Source organism: Bradyrhizobium sp., assembly GCF_049519115.1.
Classification (GTDB): Bacteria; Pseudomonadota; Alphaproteobacteria; order Rhizobiales; family Xanthobacteraceae; genus Bradyrhizobium.
In genome coordinates this window covers 41,318-59,209 of record NZ_JBEKRB010000040.1, presented here as the reverse complement: position 1 = coordinate 59,209, position 17,892 = coordinate 41,318, and the positions used below count along the sequence as shown (strand labels likewise).

Below are 17,892 nucleotides of genomic sequence, written 5' to 3'. Positions count from 1 at the left end.
ATGATCATATCCGCCAGGCGCGTGCGCGGCCACGGCCACTGTCCGAATTTCTTCAGGCTCGCTTCATCGATGTCGACGATGGTGACGGGTCGCACCGTCTTCACGCGAGGATCGAAGCGCTGGTAGAAGTCGAAAGTCCTGACCCGAAGTTCTTCGATCGGCGCAAAATCGGCGATGCGCAACGCCGCGATGCCGATCAGCAGGAAAAGGCACACCAGCCGGGAAAAGCCGAACCTTCGCCCGAACCAGCGCCGGATGATTTTGAGACGCCTCATGGCTGCAAATCGGGTTGGAGCAATGTCGTCAGGTCCGCTAGCGATCGTGGCAGGCGCATTTCAAACACGAAAAATCCCGACACGACAAGTCCGCGAGGCCCGAACGGGTGGATACCGTGGCCGATCACCCTCGGGCGCGCGACATCGTCTCCTCGGGAGCCGCGAGGAGACGCCGGCGCCGCCGTGAGCGGCTTACACGAAATGGAAGTCCGCGGCGTGCAGATGCGCCTTGGCAAAAGCGCTCAGACCAACAGGGTCATGGCCGTCGCCCCCCACGGGCGTACCCTGGTCGGGCGCACCGTTCGAGCCGGTATGCAAGTTGGTCAACATCGCACCAACGGGCTTGCCGTTCTCCTGGTCCGGATGGAAATCCGTCGTCAGGGTATCGTGATGCCCGTCAAAATTGAACACAAACCCGTCGGTGCCGGCGCTGCCGGTCGAATTCTGGTTCGACACCACGGTCGTATTAGCCGGCGTTTGAGCGTTGGTGTTCACCGGCGGATCGACGATCAGCGTACCGCCATTGCCGTCGCTAGCGACGGTGAAATTCGCCAACTGGTAGTTGCCGTCGAAGTTGATGCTGTCGAGCGCGTGGCCGTTCGCGTCATGCAGCGTCAACGTTCCCGTGCCGTTGCCGTGATCCGTATACGTCGTCTTGTTCACCGCGACGTCGGCAAAGTTGACGTCGGTGACATCGATCAAATCCGAATTCGCTTTCGTGCCGTCGCCCGCAAAGCCGACGATGGCCCCGCTGAAATCGTTGGAGTCATCGAGCACGAGTTCGCCGGTGTTGCCGCTGCTGTTCGTGAAGTCGACCGTCGCGGAGCTTGCGGCCGAAATTTCCAACATCTGGTGGCTGTCGATCGTCACATCGCCGCTCACCCCCGGCGAGAAGGCAAAGTTGCTTATGATCTGCGTCGCAACGGATCCGCCGGTAGCGGCAGAGAAGCCAACGTAGGCCGTATCGCTGCCTAAAACCGACGAGAGATCGACTGTATAGTTTGCCGAGTAAGTCGCGCCCGTGACGAGATCGGTCAGCGTCTCGGTAAGGACGCTGCCATTGTAGGAAATGTCGGCCTGAACCTGGTCACCCGATGCAAACGCGACGCTGCCCGTCGGAGTATAGTTGCCGACGCCGCCGTCTGTTGCAAAAGCGGTGCCTTGCCCATATAGAGCATACAAATTGAATTCAATTGCCGCGCTCGGGGAAATCCCGGTAGAGTCGCCTCCGGCAGCATCACCGAGCGCACCGGCGCCGTAACCGAACAGGGACCCCGCGCCGCCCAGGGCGTGGACGCCGTCACTCGAATTCTGCAGGATGAAGGCCATCCCGTCTGCCGGATTGCTCCCCCCTGTCGCGGAATAATCGAATGACGCCGTGAACTCGGAAATCGAATAAACGGAGTTGTCGAACCAGCTACTTGCTTCAACAAGCGTTCCGTTCGTTAGTTCGATCGTGTTGCCGGCATTACTGATTTGCGGTGTGTAAGCTCCGTTGGTATTGATTGTCCCCTCGTCAAACGAAACGTAGTTGTTGATATGCACGTCGGTCCCGTGCGACTCGTCTTTCACCAGTGAAAACTGGTTCTGCGTATAAGTGCCGGTCAGATCCAAGGTCGATTCCAGTGTCCCCAAGCCATCGTAAATCTGCAGGGTACCGCTGCCGCCATTGGCCGTGGTGGTCTGCGTCCAGACCGCATGTTCGTTCGACGTATAAGCGAGGTCGGTGAGACCGATCACATCGCCAGCGGCCAGACCGACGATCGTTCCATGGAAATCCTTCGAATCATCGAGGGTCAACGTACCGTCGGGGACTACCGATCCGCCGGGCGCGCCGAAAGTCACGGTCTCGCCCTGGGAAACCGATCCACCGATCTCAACCGTTGAGTTGTTGAAGATATCTATCGAGCCCGTGCCCGAGATATTCCCGGTGACATCGACGAATGCGCCCGAATGACTGCCCGGATTGCCGGATTGGATCAAGCCGTTGTTGAAGACGTTGTCGTCGATCTGCAGCGTGTGGCCCGAAGAAGATTCGAGAACGCCGCCGACATTGTTGGTCACCAGAAGGTTGCCGACGAGGCCGGTCGAGGTGAAGAAATTGGCGCCGGTGTCGATGACCAGCGCACTGTCGCCGATCGTGCCGGCGCCGGAGATCGTATCGAAGTTGGAAAGCTTGGCAGCCGAGCCGTCGCTCGCGATGAAACTGTAGAAGTCGCTATTCATCGTCACGTTGCCGCCGCCGGTGAGCGAGACGTTGCCGGAAATCTCGAGCCCTGTGAAATGGCCCGAGGCATCCAGCGCGATAGTGCCGACATCGGTGATGGTGCCAATGAGGTCGAGCACGGTGCCGTCAGCCACCTCGACGGTGGTGCCGCTGGCGATCGTGACGCCGTCGAGCGTGTTGAAGGCACTCGCAGTAGTAATCGTACCACCGCCGCCAAGCGTACCGCCGATGACGTCGGCGTTAATCAGTTCGATCGTGCCGGTTGTGGCGTCGATCTCGCCATGATTGTTGATCGCCCCGGTCAGTTCCAACACGCCCGTTGAAGCGGAGACCTTGGTGACGGCCGCAATCGTGACATTCTTCAGAATGCTGAATTGATTGAGGCTGTCCGTCGTGATCGTGCTGGCACCTCCCAGCGTGCCGCCGATGACGGTGGCGTTATGCAGGTGAAGCGTGCCGGTGGTGGCGTCGATTTCGCCGTTGTTGGTGGTCAGGCCGGTCAGGTCCAGAGTGCCGACCGCCGCCGTTACTGTGCTGCCGCTGGCGATGGTGACGCCGTTCAGGACGCTGTCGGAGTTGCCGCTCGCGGTGATGATCGTCCCATGACCGCCGAACGTGCCGCCATCGACGGTCGCGTCATACAGATCGAGCGCGCCCAAGGTGGCGTCGACCTCGCCGCTGTTGGAGATGGTTCCGGTCAATTCCAGCAGACCGAAAGCGGCGGTCACCAGCGTGCCGAACGCCAGAGTGACGCCGTTTAGCGTACTGGAGGAGGTATTGCCGGTTGCTGTTGCAATCTTCCCCTTCAGCGTGCCCTGATTGATGGTGGTATTCATCAGATCAAGAACGCCGTTTCCTGTGGTCTTGAACAGGCCGCCGCTGTTGCCGACGATGTCACCGACAAGATCGAGCTCTGCACCATCGGCGTTCACGGTACCGGCATTGGTGAAGCTGAAGGTGTCGCTGATCGAGCTGGCAGCGGTGACGTCAACGATGCCGCTATTGCTGACGATGCCGCCCGTAATGCTGGAATTTTCGAGCGTCAGCGTGCCATTCTGTTCGATCTGAAGCGTACCGTTGGTCGGGACATTCTTGACGGTGCCGCTGTTGGTGAAGAGTTCGTCACTGAACGTCACGGAACTCTGCACGTCGAACAGGCCGAGGTTGGTGAACGGCGTCGGATCGATGTCGAGCGTACCGCTGATGATATGAATATTGCCGAGATTGGTGATCGAGGCGCCGCTGATGGAGCTGGTGCCCGTCGTATCGAGGTCGCCGACGACGTCGATCGACCCGCCGGTGATGGCGGCGCTATCGAGCGTCACGGTATTGTTGATTGTCAGCGTGCCGGAATTGCTGAAGCTGCCCACCAGCGTTCCGCCGTCCAGGGTCGCCGAGGCGAACGTCAGCGTGCCGCCGGCAACCTCGAGTTCGCCGGTGCCGTTGATCGTTCCGCCGAACGTGGTCGACGCATCTAGCAGCGTCAACGTGTTGGCTCCGAGATTGACCGCGCCATCGCCCGACAGCGTCTCAATTGATGTGCCGGCCGTCAGTCCGGAAATATCAAAGGTGCCGTTGTCGACGACATCGCTGGAGTCCGAAATCGAGCCCGTGCCCGACAGCGCCAGCTTAGCACCATTGTCGATTGTGGTCTCGCCGCCAAAGGTGTTGGTGCCCGTCAGCGTCTCGGTGCCAGCCGCCAGCGTCAGACCGCCGGTGCCGCCGATCGCTCCGTTGAACGTGGTCGACGCATTCGTCAGCGTCAGCGATTCTGCGCCGAGCTTGACGGCGCCCGCGCTCGTCCCCGACAGCGTCACGATCGAGGCGCCCAAGGTCGTCGCCGAGATATCGAAGATGCCGTCGTCGATGACGTCGCTGGATTTCGCGATCGAGCCCAGGTCCGACAGCGCCAGCGTGTCCCCGCTGTCGATTGTGGTTACACCGCTATAGAGATTGTCGCCCGTCAGCGTCTCGGTGGCGGTGCCGCCGACGGTTATCACGTCGACCGTCAGGCCACCGGTGCCGTCGATCGCGCCTGAGAACGTGGTCGACGGATCTGTCAGCGTCAGCGTCTCCGCGCCAAGGTTGACGGTGCCATCGCCCGACAGCGTCATGATCGAGGCGCCGGAGGTGCCCGAGATATCAAGCGTGCCGTCGTCGATCACATTGCTGGAATCCGAGATCGAGCCCGTCAGCGTCAGCTGGGCCCCATCATCGATCGTGGTCACGCCGGTGTAGCCGTTGTCGCCTGCCAGGGTCTCGGTGCCGGACGTCAGCGTCAGCCCACCGCTACCGCCGATCGCTCCTGAGAACGTGGTCGAGGCATCCGTCAGTGTCAGCGTCTCGGTACCCAGCGTCACGATGCCCGTGCTCGTGCCCGACAGCGTCTTGATCGAGGCGCCGGAGGTCCCCGAGATATCAAGCGTGCCGTCGTCGACCACATTGCTGGAATCCGAGATCGAGCCCGTCAGCGTCACTTGGGCCCCATCATCGATCGTGGTCACGCCGGTGTAGCCGTTGTCGCCTGCCAAGGTCTCGGTGCCGGACGTCAGCGTCAGACCGCCGGTGCCGCCGATCGCTCCGCTGAACGTCGTCGACGCACCCAACAGCGTCAAGGTGTTGGCGCCTAGATTGACTGTGCCGTCCCCCGATAGCGTCACGATCGAGGTGTCGCCCGTTAGTCCGGAAATGTCAAAGGTGCCGTTATCGACGACGTCGATCGAGTCCGAGATCGAACCTGCGCCCGACAGCGCCAGCGTCGCACCGTTGTCGATCGTGGTCGCGCCGACATAGGTGTCGTCGCCCGTCAGCGTCAACGTTCCACCGCTCGCCGTAACCGCACCAGGACCGGCAATGACCGAGCCGATTGATCCAGTTCCGGTGAGCGATCCGCCGGCATCTTCAATCGTGCCGCCGGAGATCGTGGCGTCATCGAGCGTCACCGGGCCTTCGATCGTCAGCGTATCCAAATTGGTGAAGCTGCCCGCCAGCGTCACATCGTCCAGCAACACTACAGAAAGCGTCAGCGTTGCGCCGGTCGCCGTGAGATTGCCGCCGCCGTCAACGATCGCGTTCTCGATCGTGCTCGCGGTAGAGACCGACAGCGTGCCGGCATCGTCAATCGTGCCGCCTTTGATCGTGGCGCCATCGAGCGTCACCGTCTCTTCAATCTTTACCGTGCTGGCATCCGCAAAGATCCCCGCAACCGTCACATCTTCCAGCGTCACGCCGGCAAGCGACACCGCGGCGCTCGTCGACGTCAAATCGCCGCCGCCCTCGATGGTCGCGCCTCCGATCACGCCAGTAGTGACCGACAGCGTGCCGGTGTCGTCAATCGTGCCGCCAGTGAGCTCGCCAGAGAACGTTACCGTGCCGTCGATCGTCAGCGTGCCCGAATTCGTGAAAAGACCCCCCAGCGTCACATTGTCCAGCGTCACGCCGGAAAGCGTCAGCACGGCGCTTGTCGCTGTGAGATTGCCGCCGCCGTCAACGATCGCGTTCTCGATCGTGCTCGCGGTAGAGACCGACAACGTGCCGGTATCGTCGATCGTGCCGCCGGAGATGGTGGCGCCGTTGAGCGTCACCGTCTCGTCGATCATCAGCGTGTCTGAATTCGTAAAGCTGCCCGCCAGCGTCACGTCGTCGAGCGTCACCTCCGAAAGGGTCAGCGTGCCGCCAGTGACCGTGATGCCGCCGCCGCCGTTGACCGTGGCATTCTCGATCTCGCTCGAGGCGCTGACCGACAGAGTGCCTGTGTCATCGATCGTGCCGCCACTGATGGTGGCGCCCTTGAGGGTCACCGTCTCGTCAATCGTCAGCGTGTCCAAATTTGTGAAGCTGCCTGCCGGCGTCACGTCGTCCAACGTGACCTCGGAGAGCGTCAGCGTACCGCTGGTAACGGTCAGGTCGCCGCCACCATTGACCGTGGCATTTTCGATCTCGCTCGAGAAACTGACCAAAAGCGTCCCGGTATCGTCAATCGCGCCGCCGTTGATCGTGGCGCCGTTGAGCGTCACCGTCTCGTCGATCGTCAGCGTGTCAGAATTCGTAAAGCTGCCCGCCAGCGTCACATCGTCCAGTGTCACTTCCGAGAGGGTCAGCGTACCGCTGGTGACCGTCAGATCACCGCCGCCGTTGATCGTGGTGTTCTCGATCTCGCTCAACGCGCCGACCGAGAGCGTCCCGGCGTCGTCAATCGTGCCGCCGTTGATGGTGGTGCCGCCCTCCAGCGTCAACGTTGCCGAAGAATCGATCTGGATCGCCCCGGAATTCGTCACACTGACGCCATCGAGCGTCGCATCCGGAGCACCCGCCGGCAACGAAGCCGTGCCCTTATCGATCTCAAGCGTATTGCCGCTGTCGATGATCAGGTTGCCATTGGTGATGGTGGTGCCGTCATCGAGCGTGAGCACCGTTCCGGTCGTCGCCGTGGTGCCGACTTCGATCGTGCTGGCGCTGACCAAAACTCCGGCGTGCGCCTCGAGGCCACCGAGCATTGCCCCCGCGCCGCCGCTCGATCCATTGCTGCCGGTGACGTTGACGCCGTCCAGCGTGGCGCCGCTGGCCGTGACGTCTAACGCGCTGCCGGCGGAGATCGTCAGATCGCCGTTCTTGATGGCTGTGCCGTCGTCGAGCAAGAGGGTCGCCGCGCCCAACGTGCCAATCTCGATCGTGCTCCCGGTCGGACCGCTCGTCCCGATGACGGTAACGCCGTCGAGCGTTGCATCAGGCGTCCCGGCCGGCAGCGAAGCCGCACCCCTTTCGACGTCGAGCACACTCAGATTACCGAGCGTCACTTCGCCGTTGGTGACGGTCGCGCCGTCGCTGAACTTCAGCGTCGCACCACCGTCGACCTGGATCGTGCCGGGGGTCGTGACCGGCGAATCGTCGACGGTCGTGGCGACGAAATTGGCGATTCCAACCTCGACATCGAGCGTGCCGCTGACGACCTCGATGGTTCCGGAATTCGTGATGCTGCTCTGATCGGCAAAAACGCCGCCTTTGGCGAGCGTGATCGTGCCGTAGTTGTCGAGGACACTATTCTTCAAGAGCGTGGCAATGCCGCCGACGCTGATCGTTCCGAAATTCTTGATGATGGATTCTGCAGTGAGAGGAGAACCAGCATCCGTACTGGTGTCCATGTTGAGCGCGCCGACGATTGTCAAATTGCCGGTCGACAAGACATCCAGCTCCGGGATCGATGTCCCGAAGTCGGTGAAATAATCCATAGTCAGCGATTTGGCCGCTTCCGCGTCATTGACCGTCGCCGGAAACACCGGCGTTCCCGGCAGCACCTGGTCGGTGCCGATGATCACGTCATCGGTGCCCAGAATGCTCGGCGCGCGGTCACCCTCCCAATTAGAAGCCGTGCTCCACAGCGCCACGCCACCCGCCGGAATCGGGTTGACGTTGACCCAGACCACGGCGGCCCCTTCGTTGCCGCCAATCGTGACAACGATGTCCTGGACGGAGGTCGCTCCTTGCGAATCCGTCACGGTGACGGCGTAGGTGAGAACCAGCGACTCGCCGTTGGGAACGAGGTCCGCGAGGTAAACCTGAAGGTTCGCAAGCGTCCAGGCGATCGTGCCAGCGCCGCTTCCGGTGCTGTCTTGCCCACCATTCGAGAGGCTGACAGTCACCGCCGCAGCAAGTTCGTTGATCACAGTCTGCCCGGCCGTGTCTGCGAGGGGCTTCCCATCCAGTAGCGCGCTCGCCATTTTGACGGCGACCGTGTGCGTGTCGGTCAGATCGGGATCAGTGAAGTTCAGCGTGCCCTGGGTCGCGGTGTTCGGGATCAGTTCGCCGCCTTTGGTATCCGCGCCGGACGAGACGAAGCTGACGTTTTGCTGCGGGCTGGTAATGACCGGGGCGTCGTTGGTGCCGGTGATCGTGATCGTGATCGTGGCCGTTCCGGTCTGGTCGAGCGGCTGATAATTATTATCGACGGTTGCCGTATAGGTCAGCGTCAACGTCTCGCCGGCAGCCAGGAAGTCAAAGGCCTTGTCGGAAACGCTGTAGGTCCAGTTCGCGGTCCCGTTTCCGATCGCGTTGGGACCGGTATTGTCGGACACGGTGATGGCAGCTTCGACTTTCGCAATGTCCGCAAGCTGCAGGCTGCTCAACGAACCAGTGACATCGTTCCCCTTCGCATTCTGGTAGGTGAAGGAAGAGAACTTCACCGACACCGTGTCATGATCAGACGTATTGATATCGAAGTATTGGAATTGACCCGTCGCCGTGTCGAGCGCTGTGCTGTTGGTGACGTGGGGCGCTTCTGTAATCTTGCCGATTTCTTCACCGAAGAAATTCGGCGCTTGCGGAATGTGACCGATGGTGGCTGGAGAAGGCGCGGCCGCCGAGGACGTCGTCGGCACCGGTGGCGGCGCGGAAAAAGTAACCACATTGCCGTTTGCCAGCGCAAATTGCACCGGCCCGAATGCGTTCGGGACGATCGAATCGGTAAAATGCTCGATCGCCTTGGTGTTCGTGCTGTCGGAGAATTTTAGCGAGAACACATCGGTGATGAGTTTTTGGATCTCGGGCGACAGCGGAGCCAGCGTCTGGCTCATGACGCCGTTCGAGACGTTGATCTGCATCCCGGCCTTGTCGACCACGGCGAGCGGTGTGAGCGTCGTCTTGTCGAACAGGATGTAGGAGCCCGTCGTGCCGTCGGGCTCGACCAGAACCTGGAATTTCGCGTCCGGCGTGGTGCCGGGGACCGAGAAGTCGATCTCGACCAGCACGGCCGTGCCGCGGATGCCCATGGTCGCAACCGGCGTATCCACTTTCATGTCGCCGTGCTTGGCGGTTTCGCCGGCGACGAAGGTGATGGTGCCGGCCACCAGGCTTAACAGCGACGAATTGTTCGACCCGTTGGGGTCGTAGACCATTTCGTTCAGCACCATCCGCGCATTCGACGACAGGCCGAACACGGTGCCGTCGATAAAGGTGATGCCGACCGTCGAATCCGATCCGGAGGCGACCACGTCGCCTTTTTCGACGTTGTCGCCGTTGTTGAGAATGATCGAGACACCGTTGCGGATCGCGGTCGCGGTGCCGGCGAGCTTGGTCACATGGCCGATGACCTGGCCGGCCGCCGCATTGCCGCCGGCTTGCGCAATTTGAACCTGGCCGGCGAGCGCGTTGACGAGATCGCCGGTGAGATGTGCGCCGTCGGGCGAGGCCAGCGGCGCATGCTTCTCGCCCTTGAAGTAATCGTGCAGAACGAATTCGCGGCCGTCGCCGGAGAGAACGAGATCAACACCTGCGCGCTTGAACTCACCGCCAAACAGCAACTGAGCATCGGGAACAACAATGGCATCCGACGGAGCGTGAGAAGCGTGAACCGTTTCTGAAAAAAGGTGTCCGCCAGGGTGCTTGCCCAGCGCATCAGAAACCGTGGCGTCAAATCTGCCGAAGTAATTCACCCGGTCACCGCGATGGTTAATAAGTATATAATTTCAAAGGTCTAATCTTCCTTATCATCAGCGAGCCGATCGCGAAACCATCTCTTGCTTTCAAAAAGACACCTCAAGGCCCGATTGGCGCGGACTTCTGTCGCTCCTATGCTTAATAGGATTAGCGCAAGTATTCGAAAAGCTTTGATCGCCCAATATTCGAAACGTACTTCCGCGCGATATTGAGTAATCGCATGTATTTTCGTGTACAGTCAGTTTCATCTGTATTGTGAATGGCTTCCCGAGGTCTGCCCACGGCGGATACTGCGTCATTTCCTGTCCCGGGAATGTGAACTAGATTACAAAATTAACAACTTTCATCGAATTAGTCATATCAGGCGCAAAAAGGTTCTATCGCCCGCTGTGCCCCCCTTGCCACAGCATTTTAAGCAAGATGGTAAGGCGCCCTTCAGCCTGTTTAGGACAAACCCTGCGCCGGGACGCCGTCTTTAAGCAGAATAAAAGCCGCCCAACCGATCATCCCAGCAAAACGATCCGGACACGCGCGGCCGACATGGCCCCGCCGATGCCCGGACGAAGGGGTGTCAAATGGGTTATTTCGGTCATAGGCGGAGCTGGCATGCCGTCATTCTGGCTTTGGTCCTCGCCTGGGGCCTGATCTGCGTCGGACCTGCGGCCAACGCCGGTAGTCTGATTTCGCCGGGCATGCTGGATGTGATCCGCAAATCGGCCGAGCCGTTCGGGCTTTTTGCAACAAGATTGTCCGGTGGCGGCCTGCTGGACAAATGGAACGGCGTCGAGCGCAAGCTCGAGGACGACATGGTGCAACTCGCCCTCTGCGACGGCGACCGCGAGCGATGCGTATCCCCTGCTGCCCTGCAATTCCTTGCCATCGTGGACGGCGCACGGGCTCGCGAAGGCCGCGCCCGCCTCGGCGAGATCAACCGTGCGATCAATTTAGCGATCAAGGCGACGAGCGACATGGCTCAACATGGCCAGATCGACGTCTGGAGTTCGCCGCTGGCTACTTTTGCTTCCGGCGCAGGCGATTGCGAGGACTATGCCATCGCAAAATTCGCAGCGCTGCGTATGGCAGGGGTCTCGCCCGAGGATATCAGGATCGTCGTCTTGCGCGATTTGCTCCATGGCGAGGATCATGCGGCCGTGCTCGCGCGGCTAGACGGTCACTGGTTGATGCTGGACAACCGGCGCATGGCGATGATCGAGGACATCGACGTCAGAAATCACCGGCCGCTGTTCGTCATCGATGACGATGGCGTCATGCGCTACGACGATCAGTCCCCGTCCGCCAGCGCGGCGCGCCAGGATTCCGCTCCGGCCGTAGCCGTGAATCTCGTCACGCGGGCTGACTTCGCCTCAAACTCCAACTGATTGCCGACAATCGCTGCTCCCGAGGCGCCTTGGACGCCCGGGAGCTCCACATTACTTGTCGAGGCATTCGTTGATAAAGGCCACGCGGTCCCTGCGCAGCACCTTGGCTATATCCGCCCTCTTCGAGCACTCGTACAGCCTGATCTGTTCGGCACGGCGCTTTTCCGCCGCGGCGCGATATTCCGGCGCGACCCCATTCGGGTCGACGAGCTTCTGGGCCATGCCCGTGCCCGGCCACGCCGCGGAGATCAGGACAATACCGAGTTGCAAAACAAATCCAGCGGATAGTCCCCGCAGCAATATACCAGGCCGCAATGTCATGGCTTTAAATCTCGCCCCTTCAAAATGGTCGAATCCAAACAACAAATGCGGGAATGGCGGCCCGCAGCCCCGGCAATAGAAGCACGGTATCATCAGCCGCGGCCCGCATCAAACAGACGCCGACCGCGACGCTAAGACTGCGACGCCGAGGCCCAAACAATTTCATTTCGCCGCGACGGCCAAAAAGCTACGATGGTCTATCGTCTGGCTTTTCGTTTCGGGGGATCGGGATGCGCGCATTCGCGTTAGCAATTGTGACGATGGGAATCGGGCTGGCTCAGCCGGCGCACGCCGACAATGCGGCCAATTCCAATCCATCGATTACCGATATCCTGCCTTGGTTCGTCAAAAATCATTGCGAGGAAAACAAGGTACCGGCGGATCAGCTTTTCTGTGGCGATGCCGACCTCAACGCGGCCGGCGTCAAACTCAACAAGGCCATCGCCGACCGCCTGAACCGACTTCCGAACCGGCTGCATGCCATCGAGGAAAATGCCGAGTGGGTCAGAGACCGGAATTCGAGTTGCGGAATTCTCGGGCGGGAGCCCATCAGGAGCGAGAACATCAAGCCGGTCAGGGATTGTCTGTTGAAGGAGACCGAAGAGCGGACCGTGATATTGACCGACCCGAATTTCGATTGCCTCGCGGTCAATACCACCGCCGGTCTGTTGATTTGCAGCGACCCTTCGCTGGCGCTGGCCAAAGCGGAACTCAATGAACGGGTGATGGGAGTGATCACCAAGTTAAAGGACAACGAGGCGCGAGACGCGTTTGGGGAGTTCGAGCGATGGACCAGGGAGCGCGACCGTAAATGCGGCCTTGAGAACAAGGACAATGTTCCGCTCCGGGAGCTTTCATCCTCCGAGGGCTGCCTGTCCGATTATTTCGACCGAAAGATCGCGGAAGTCACCGCGGCCAAAGGCGACCCGAAGAACCTGTTCGGGACCCAGCATATGTCGCCCGTGCCGAACGCCGATGCGGTCGACCTGTGCGTTGCCCAGATCCACTCGACACAAACCTGCGGAGATTTCCTCGCGGTGAACCGGATCTTTCAGATCGACAGCAAGCAGACCGGGGACGATGCCGAGGTGACCACCGAAATCGAAATGGTCGTCCTCTCGCCGTTCACCGCCTGCAGCCCCATTGCATCGGGCTGCACCGGCACCTGCTGGGATTTGAAATCGGGAAGGCCGAAGTCCATGCCCGGAAGCCGTGAACAGTTGCAGGTCGGATATCGCTTGCGCATCGAAAAGTCGTTTGCATTTCAGAAGAATGGCAGCAGCTGGCGTTGCAGTTCGGCGGCCATGCAGCCGGTGGACGTCGGCATGGCGCTGAGCGGGCCGTAAAACACGGACGTCTGCTTTCCAACATTCATTTCGAAATTAGAATTTCGATCAGCGGACCTGACCACGCTTATTTCGCGTGGCGGAAGAAGCCGCGATACAAGTTTTATCTTCCGCATCACCTTTGATTGACGGCGCGCTTCATCGAAGCATACGATTGCCGCGAGATCCGTCAGAGATCAAAATGGGAGGAACAGATGATACGCTGGACGTATACCGACTCTGCTCGCCGTTTTTTCCCCGAACCCACCGTCAGATTATCCGACCCCCGACGCCTGACGCGCACAGCCGTCGCGATCGGCTTCGGTCTTGCAATTTCGGGCGGCGTCGCGCTCGCCCAGAAGATGGAAAAAGGATCGGCGAATCACATCAAGGCTGCGACTTCCGCCGTTGACGCCAACTTCATCAAGACCAATACGTCGACATCGAAAGATTGGCCCACGATCGGGCTCGATTACGCCGAGACCCGTTTCAGCAAACTCAACCAGATCAATGCCGGCAACGTCAAAGATCTCGGCCTGAAGTGGACCTACAGTCTCGAATCGATCCGCGGCGTCGAGGCAACACCGCTGGTGGTCGATGGCATCATGTATGTCAGCGCGTCATGGAGCGTGGTTCACGCCATCGATGCCCGCACTGGAAAAAGACTGTGGACCTACGATCCCGGCGTCAACCGCGAGATCGGATACAAAGGCTGTTGCGACGTCGTCAATCGCGGCGTCGCTCTTTACAAGGGCAAGGTCTATGTCGGCGCCTATGACGGGCGTCTCGTCGCGATCGACGCTGTGACCGGCAAGAAGGTCTGGGAAAAAGACACGCTGATCGATCGCACGCACTCCTACACCATCACCGGCGCACCGCGCGTCGTGAAGGGCAAAGTGCTGATCGGAAACGGCGGTGCCGAATACGGCGCGCGTGGCTACATCACCGCCTATGACGCGGATACCGGCGAACAGGCCTGGCGCTGGTTCGTGGTGCCTGGCGATCCCTCCAAGCCGTTCGAAGACGAGTCGATGGAGAAGGCGGCCAAGACCTGGGATCCCGCCGGAAAATACTGGGTCAACGGCGGCGGCGGCACACCGTGGGATACGATGACCTACGATCCCGATCTCAACCTGATCTATATCGGCACCGGCAACGGCGCGCCGTGGAATCGCAACCTGCGAAGCCCGGCTGGTGGCGACAATCTCTATCTGGCATCACTGGTGGCGCTGAATGCCGATACCGGCAAGTACGTCTGGCACTATCAGGAAACGCCCGGCGATAACTGGGACTACACCTCGACCCAGCCGATGATCCTGGCCGATATCAATATCGACGGAAAACCGCGCAAGGTGATCCTGCATGCACCGAAGAACGGTTTCTTCTTCGTCATCGATCGCACCGACGGCAAATTCATTTCGGCGAAGAACTTCGTCGATGTGAACTGGGCGACCGGCTACGACGCCGACGGACGGCCGATCGAGGTGACCGCGGCGCGCTCGCCGGACCAATCCTTCGATAGTATTCCCGGCCCGTTCGGGGCGCATAACTGGCACCCGATGTCTTACAACCCGCAAACCGGCCTCGTCTATCTGCCGGCACAAGGCGTGCCGCTGAACCTCACCGGCGAGAAGGCGCTGGCGCAGAATGCGCCCGCCCCCTTCAAATTCGGCGCCACTACGGGATGGAACGTCGGCTTTACGCTCAACGCCGTTCCGCCGAAAAACCCGGCCTTCGGGCGGCTGATCGCGTGGGATCCAGTGAAGCAGAAGGAAGCCTGGCATCAGGAATATGTCGCGCCTTGGAACGGCGGCACGCTCACGACTGCCGGCAATCTCGTGTTCCAGGGTACGGCCGACGCGCGCTTCATCGCCTATAACGCCACATCGGGCGAGAAGCTCTGGGAGACCCCGACCGGCACCGGCGCGGTCGCCGCGGCCGCGACCTATCTGATCGACGGCGTACAATATGTATCGATCGCGGTCGGCTGGGGCGGCGTATTCGGCATCACACAGCACGTCGCCGACAAGGAAGGACCAGGCACGGTTTATACGTTTGCCGTTGGTGGAAAAGCGCCGCTGCCGGAATTCACCAAATACCAGCTCGGCAATCTGCTCTCGGGCGTCAAATACGATCCTAATGACGTTCCCGACGGCACCGCGCTTTATGTCGAGGCCTGCGCCACCTGCCATGGCGTGCCTGGCGTCGACAAGGGCGGCAACGTCAAGAACCTCGGTTATACGACGACGGAAAACATCACTAACCTGAAGGACATGGTCTTCAAGGGTCCCTACACGGATAAGGGCATGCCGGACTTCACCGGCAAGCTGACCGATGCCGATGTCGTCAAGATCCAGGCCTTCATCCAGGGAACAGCGGACGCCGTGCGTCCAAAGCCCGCGGATGCCACGACCCAAGGCGCAAACACCGCGCCACAGAAGTAGCGTTAAAGTGAAGGAGATGCGCGCGAGCTCGTCGCGCGCATCTCGCAATTTGGGCTCATCGATTCACCCCGCCGAAACAGTTTTCAGTCCATGGTCCTTTCGGCTGTAACGAGGATCTCCTGGGATCATGGCTTTCGATCAATCGGCCCTCGAGTTGCGAGGGTTAACAAAGCGTTTTGACCGTCCGGCCGTCGATGCGCTCGATCTCACCGTTCGTTGCGGCGAATTCTATGCCCTGCTCGGCCCGAACGGGGCCGGCAAGACGACGACGCTGCGCATGGTGGGCGGCCTGTTGCGGCCCGATGCCGGCTCCATCTCGATCATGGGCATCGATGCGCTCAACGATCCCGTCGCGGCCAAGCAAGTCACGGCGTGGGTATCGGATGAGCCGATGATCTACGACAAGCTGACGCCGCTCGAATATCTCGAATTCGTCGCAGGGCTGTGGGGCGTCGATCCGTCCGTGGCCGAACGCTCGGCGCACGAGCTGCTCGTCTCGCTCGGGCTCGAAGCAAATATGCATGAACGCTGCGAGGGATTTTCCAAAGGCATGCGCCAGAAGGTCGCGCTGGCGGGCGCGCTGGTTCACGATCCGCGGCTGATTATTCTCGACGAGCCGCTGACCGGCCTCGATGCCGTGTCCGCCCGCCACGTCAAGGGATTGCTCGGCGAGCGCGTGCGCAACGGCTGCACGGTCATCATGACCACGCATATTCTGGAAGTAGCCGAGCGTATGGCAGATCGCATCGGCGTGATCTCTTCGGGGCGGCTTGTCGCCGAAGGCACATTGGCTGAGCTTCGGCAGCAAAACGGCAGAGGCGACACCAGCCTCGAAGACGTATTCATCGCGCTTGTCGACAGCGAAGCAGCCGCGGCATGACGACGGCCGCCTTAAGCTGGTTTGCCCGGCACGAAATCCGGCTGGCCTGGCGGGAATGGCTGGCGATCATGACCGGCGGACGGCGCGGCCGCCGCGGTGCGTTGGTCATCGGCCTGCTGGTATTTGGGGCGCTGTTGCACGTGCCGGCCTACGCCGTGATCGGTAAGTACGCGACGCTGGAATCGCCCCTCGTCAAGTCGGGACTGATCGTCATTACGGCGACCATCTTCCTGGCCTGGGCCTTGATGCTGTCGCAGGCCATTGAATCCGTGACGCGGGTCTTCTACGCCCGGGCCGATCTCGATCTCATCATGTCTTCGCCGGCGGCGATTACCCAGGTCTTTTCGATACGGCTCGCCGCTATCGCGCTTTCGATCACCGCGATGGCGACGTTGCTCGCAACACCCTTCATCGATGTTCTGGTCTTCGGTGGTGGCCCGCGCTGGCTCGCGGTCTATGGCCTGGTCATCGCCATCGGCCTTTCCGCGGCCGCCGTCGCCGTCGCCGTGACCATCCTGCTGTTTCGGATGATCGGCCCACGCCGAACCCGGCTGGTCGCCCAGATCGTCGCCGCCGTGATCGGCGCCGGCTTCGTCATCGCGCTCCAGATCGCCGCGATCCTGTCTTACGGCACGCTATCGCGCTTTGCGATCCTCACCTCGGACGCTGCGGCGGGATTTGCCCCCGACCCCGACAGCGTGGTGTGGTGGCCCGCACGCGCGGCGCTGGGCGATGGTGAAGCGCTGTTATTGTTGCTGGCGAGCGGTCTCTTGCTGCTCGGCGCCGTGATGGTGACCTTTTCGGCCGGGTTTGCGGACACGGCCGTCCGGGCCTCGACAGGCACTGTCTCCGCCCGCCGCAGTTCACGCTCGCGAGCGTTCCGGCCGGGATCGCGGCAACAGGCGCTGCGGCGGAAAGAACTCTTGCTGCTGCGCCGCGACCCCTGGCTGGTGTCGCAAAGCCTGATGCAACTGCTTTATCTCGTGCCGCCCGCCGTTCTCTTGTGGCGAAGCTTCAGCGACAGTTCAGTCGCCATCTTCCTGATTACACCCGTGATCGTGATGGCGGCGGGGCAACTCGCCGGCGGTCTCGGATGGCTCACGATCTCCGGCGAGGACGCCCCCGATCTCGTGACCGCCTCACCAATCTCCCCCTCGCGGCTGATCCGCGCAAAGATCGAGGTGGTGCTGCTGGTAATCGGCGTCTTGTTCGCGCCGCTAGTGATGGCGCTGGTGTTTGCCTCGCCGCAACAGGCCGCCGTCACCGCGGTGGGCATCGTCGTTGCAGCCGCCTCCGCCACCGCGATCCAGCTCTGGTTCCGCGTTCAGGCCCGCCGTAGCCAGTTCCGTCGCCGACAGACCTCATCGCGGATTGCAACTTTCGCAGAAGCCTTTTCGTCGATCGGTTGGGCTGCGACCACGGCGCTGGTGCTTTCGCTGCCCGGGGCCGCATTGATCACGGGACTGATGACCGTCGCCATCCTGGCAGCGACCTGGAAATTCAGCCCGCGGCCGGATTAAAGCGTTTTCAAGCGAAACATGCCCTCGGACTTGATCCGGGGGTGGGCACCGGTTCGCATAGCAATCAAGTTTACGCAGATTGCGCAGACT

8 protein-coding genes are annotated in these 17,892 nt (G+C 61.0%); 5 read left to right on the top strand and 3 right to left on the bottom strand.

All coding sequences use genetic code 11. The features are described from left to right. A partial coding sequence (locus ABSE61_RS25930) for a CHASE2 domain-containing protein (RefSeq protein ID WP_423873996.1) occupies nt 1-275 on the bottom strand: 275 nt, incomplete at its 3' end. Nucleotides 276-467: 192 nt separating this feature from the next. Beyond that, the gene (locus ABSE61_RS25925; RefSeq protein ID WP_423873995.1) at nt 468-9,797 is read right to left on the bottom strand and encodes a beta strand repeat-containing protein; all 9,330 of its coding nucleotides are present in this window, start codon (nt 9,795-9,797) and stop codon (nt 468-470) included. Nucleotides 9,798-10,508: 711 nt separating this feature from the next. Between ABSE61_RS25925 and ABSE61_RS25920 the strand changes: the two genes are divergently transcribed. Further along, nucleotides 10,509-11,312 (top strand): transglutaminase-like cysteine peptidase, encoded by an 804-nt coding sequence (locus ABSE61_RS25920; RefSeq protein ID WP_423873994.1) that lies wholly within the window; start codon nt 10,509-10,511, stop codon nt 11,310-11,312. A 51-nt stretch (nt 11,313-11,363) separates the two neighbouring features. Here ABSE61_RS25920 and ABSE61_RS25915 read toward each other — a convergent pair whose 3' ends face one another. Continuing rightward, nucleotides 11,364-11,633 (bottom strand): hypothetical protein, encoded by a 270-nt coding sequence (locus ABSE61_RS25915; RefSeq protein WP_423873993.1) that lies wholly within the window; start codon nt 11,631-11,633, stop codon nt 11,364-11,366. A gap of 230 nt (nt 11,634-11,863) precedes the next feature. Between ABSE61_RS25915 and ABSE61_RS25910 the strand changes: the two genes are divergently transcribed. From ABSE61_RS25910 to ABSE61_RS25895, 4 genes are all read left to right on the top strand, one after another. Then, nucleotides 11,864-12,979: a lysozyme inhibitor LprI family protein gene (locus ABSE61_RS25910; protein WP_423873992.1), complete on the top strand. Its 1,116-nt coding sequence runs from the start codon at nt 11,864-11,866 to the stop codon at nt 12,977-12,979. A 341-nt stretch (nt 12,980-13,320) separates the two neighbouring features. After that, nucleotides 13,321-15,402, top strand: a complete 2,082-nt coding sequence (locus tag ABSE61_RS25905) for a PQQ-dependent dehydrogenase, methanol/ethanol family (RefSeq protein WP_423873999.1) — start codon at nt 13,321-13,323, stop codon at nt 15,400-15,402. A 127-nt stretch (nt 15,403-15,529) separates the two neighbouring features. After that, nucleotides 15,530-16,282 carry an ABC transporter ATP-binding protein gene (locus tag ABSE61_RS25900; protein WP_423873991.1) on the top strand — a complete coding sequence of 251 codons (753 nt, stop codon included), beginning with the start codon at nt 15,530-15,532 and terminating at the stop codon, nt 16,280-16,282. After that, nucleotides 16,279-17,802 (top strand): permease, encoded by a 1,524-nt coding sequence (locus ABSE61_RS25895; RefSeq protein WP_423873990.1) that lies wholly within the window; start codon nt 16,279-16,281, stop codon nt 17,800-17,802. The genes ABSE61_RS25900 and ABSE61_RS25895 overlap by 4 nt, the downstream gene beginning before the upstream one ends. The last annotated feature ends 90 nt before the right edge of the window (nt 17,803-17,892 follow it).

Coding starts and splice junctions, on each gene's coding strand:
- ABSE61_RS25895 (WP_423873990.1), top strand. CDS start 16,279: ATGACGACGGCCGCCTTAAGCTGGTTTGCCCGGCACGAAATCCGGCTG.
- ABSE61_RS25900 (WP_423873991.1), top strand. CDS start 15,530: ATGGCTTTCGATCAATCGGCCCTCGAGTTGCGAGGGTTAACAAAGCGT.
- ABSE61_RS25920 (WP_423873994.1), top strand. CDS start 10,509: ATGGGTTATTTCGGTCATAGGCGGAGCTGGCATGCCGTCATTCTGGCT.
- ABSE61_RS25915 (WP_423873993.1), bottom strand. CDS start 11,633: ATGACATTGCGGCCTGGTATATTGCTGCGGGGACTATCCGCTGGATTT.
- ABSE61_RS25905 (WP_423873999.1), top strand. CDS start 13,321: ATGGAAAAAGGATCGGCGAATCACATCAAGGCTGCGACTTCCGCCGTT.
- ABSE61_RS25910 (WP_423873992.1), top strand. CDS start 11,864: ATGCGCGCATTCGCGTTAGCAATTGTGACGATGGGAATCGGGCTGGCT.